Source organism: Pedobacter sp. HMWF019 (genome assembly GCF_003061025.1).
GTDB lineage: Bacteria > Bacteroidota > Bacteroidia > Sphingobacteriales > Sphingobacteriaceae > Pedobacter.
The window spans coordinates 1-2,190 of the sequence record NZ_QAIL01000102.1 but is presented as its reverse complement, the minus strand read 5'-3'; the positions used below and the strand labels follow the sequence as shown (position 1 = coordinate 2,190).

The window sequence follows — 2,190 nt, the reverse complement described above, 5'->3', positions numbered from 1 at the left end:
TACCAAGCTTGCAGTTTGAAGAAGGTCTGGAAAAAACGGTGGAATGGTATCTGGAAAATGAAGAATGGTTATCTGATGTGACTTCTGGTGACTATATAAAATATTATGATACTCAATATCAATCATAAACATCTTACCTATTAATTTATGTGTGGAATCGTCGGATACATCGGTCACAGAGAAGCGTGGCCAATTGTAGTTAAAGGACTAAAAAGATTAGAATACCGCGGATATGACAGTGCTGGTATTGCACTGATCAATGATGCAGGTTTAAATATTTTCAAAAAGGCCGGAAAGGTTGTGGAACTGGAAAATTTTGCCGAAGGTAAAAATTTGACAGGAACCATCGGTATAGGTCATACCCGCTGGGCAACACATGGTGAGCCTTGCGACCGCAATTCCCACCCTCATACCTCAAATGCAGGCGATCTGACCATTATCCATAATGGTATTATAGAAAACTATGCTACGCTTAAGGAAATGCTTCAAAGCAAAGGTCACGAGTTTAACAGTGATACGGATACAGAAGTATTAATCCACCTCATTGAAGAGATCTATAAAGTTGAAAATGTAGATCTTTTAGAAGCAGTAAGATTAGCGCTTCATAAAGTGAACGGTGCTTATGCTATTGTGGTGATGGATGAGGCGCAGCCGGATCAACTGATTGCAGCAAGAAAAGGTAGCCCAATGGTGATTGGAGTTGGAGAGGGAGAGTACTTTATTGCTTCTGATGCAACACCGATCGTTGAGTATACCAAGAATGTAATTTACCTGAATGATAACGAAATTGCACTTTTGAAGCGGGACGAGCTGGTGATTAAACGTCTGGACAATGTGATCCAGACTCCATATATCCAGGAACTGGAACTGAAACTGGAAATGCTGGAAAAAGGCGGCTATGATGATTTCATGTTAAAAGAGATCTATGAGCAGCCAAGGTCTGTAAGAGATTGTTTGAGGGGCCGTATTTACCCTTCAGAAGGAAGAGTTCAGCTGGGTGGTATCAATGAATATGCAGATAAGCTTAAAAATGTAAAACGCATCATTATTGTGGCCTGCGGAACCTCATGGCATGCAGGCCTGGTTGCAGAGTATTTAATTGAAGAATATGCGCGTATTCCAGTTGAAGTGGAATATGCTTCGGAATTTAGATACAGAAACCCGATCATCAATGAAAGCGATGTAATTATTGCCATTTCTCAATCAGGAGAAACTGCAGATACCATGGCGGCTATTGAGATGGCCAAAGAAAAAGGAGCAACCATTTTTGGTGTATGTAATGTGGTTGGTGCTTCTATTCCAAGAATTACACATGCGGGTGCTTATACACACGCAGGTCCTGAGATTGGAGTGGCTAGTACCAAGGCATTTACTGCTCAGGTGACTGTACTAACTCTAATTGCCTTTAACCTGGCACAGCAGAGAGGAACGGTAACCAATTCTAAAATGGTTGAACTCTTAACTGAACTGGAGAACATTCCTGAAAAAATTGAACTGGCTCTGCAATCTGATTTATTGATCAGAGAGATTGCAGAGAAATTTAAAGATTCCACAAATTGTCTTTTCCTTGGAAGAGGTAGTGGCTTCCCTGTTGCCCTGGAAGGCGCTTTAAAATTAAAAGAGATTTCTTATATCCATGCAGAGGGATACCCGGCTGCCGAAATGAAACATGGTCCGATTGCTTTAATTGACGAGGAAATGCCTGTTGTAGTGATTGCAACAAAGAATTCTTCTTATGAAAAGGTGATCAGTAATATACAGGAAGTAAAAGCCAGAAAAGGGCAGGTCATTGCTATTGTTACTGAAGGTGATACTGAAGTTAAGAAGATGGCAGATTACTGTATTGAGATTCCGGATGCGAGTGAGGCCTTTTTACCACTACTGGCAACTATACCATTGCAATTGTTGTCTTACCATATTGCTGTTTTGAGAGGCTGTAATGTGGATCAGCCAAGAAATCTGGCCAAATCGGTTACTGTTGAATAAAAAAGTATCGAAATAAAAAAAAGCCGTTTGGATATCCAAACGGCTTTTTTTTATTTCTTATCGAGTATGTGCACCTTGACCTGGCAATTGCTGCACCTGTATCTTTTATAAGGCATCCAAAAGAGAAAATGTTTAAATAGGGGTGCTCTTGGAACTCTGGTATCCAGTTCTCCCTGACGACATTTAGGGCATTCCCTGTAAGTG

General features: G+C 40.7%; 2 protein-coding genes and 1 pseudogene. 2 read left to right on the top strand and 1 reads right to left on the bottom strand.

Going from position 1 to position 2,190, the window contains the following annotated elements:
- A pseudogene (locus tag DBR11_RS06525) lies at positions 1-128 on the top strand (dTDP-glucose 4,6-dehydratase); the annotation flags it as partial.
- Between the two features lie 19 nt (positions 129-147).
- Entirely contained in the window at positions 148-1,986 is a 1,839-nt protein-coding gene (glmS, locus tag DBR11_RS06520; protein ID WP_108550799.1) for a glutamine--fructose-6-phosphate transaminase (isomerizing), read from the top strand.
- Here glmS and DBR11_RS30080 read toward each other — a convergent pair.
- A partial coding sequence (locus DBR11_RS30080) for a hypothetical protein (protein WP_233260671.1) occupies positions 1,973-2,190 on the bottom strand: 218 nt, incomplete at its 5' end. The two genes, glmS and DBR11_RS30080, sit on opposite strands and share 14 nt — an antisense overlap.

Bases quoted from the DNA above. Each gene is read 5' to 3' on its own strand.
- glmS (WP_108550799.1), top strand. From the start codon at position 148: ATGTGTGGAATCGTCGGATACATCGGTCACAGAGAAGCGTGGCCAATT.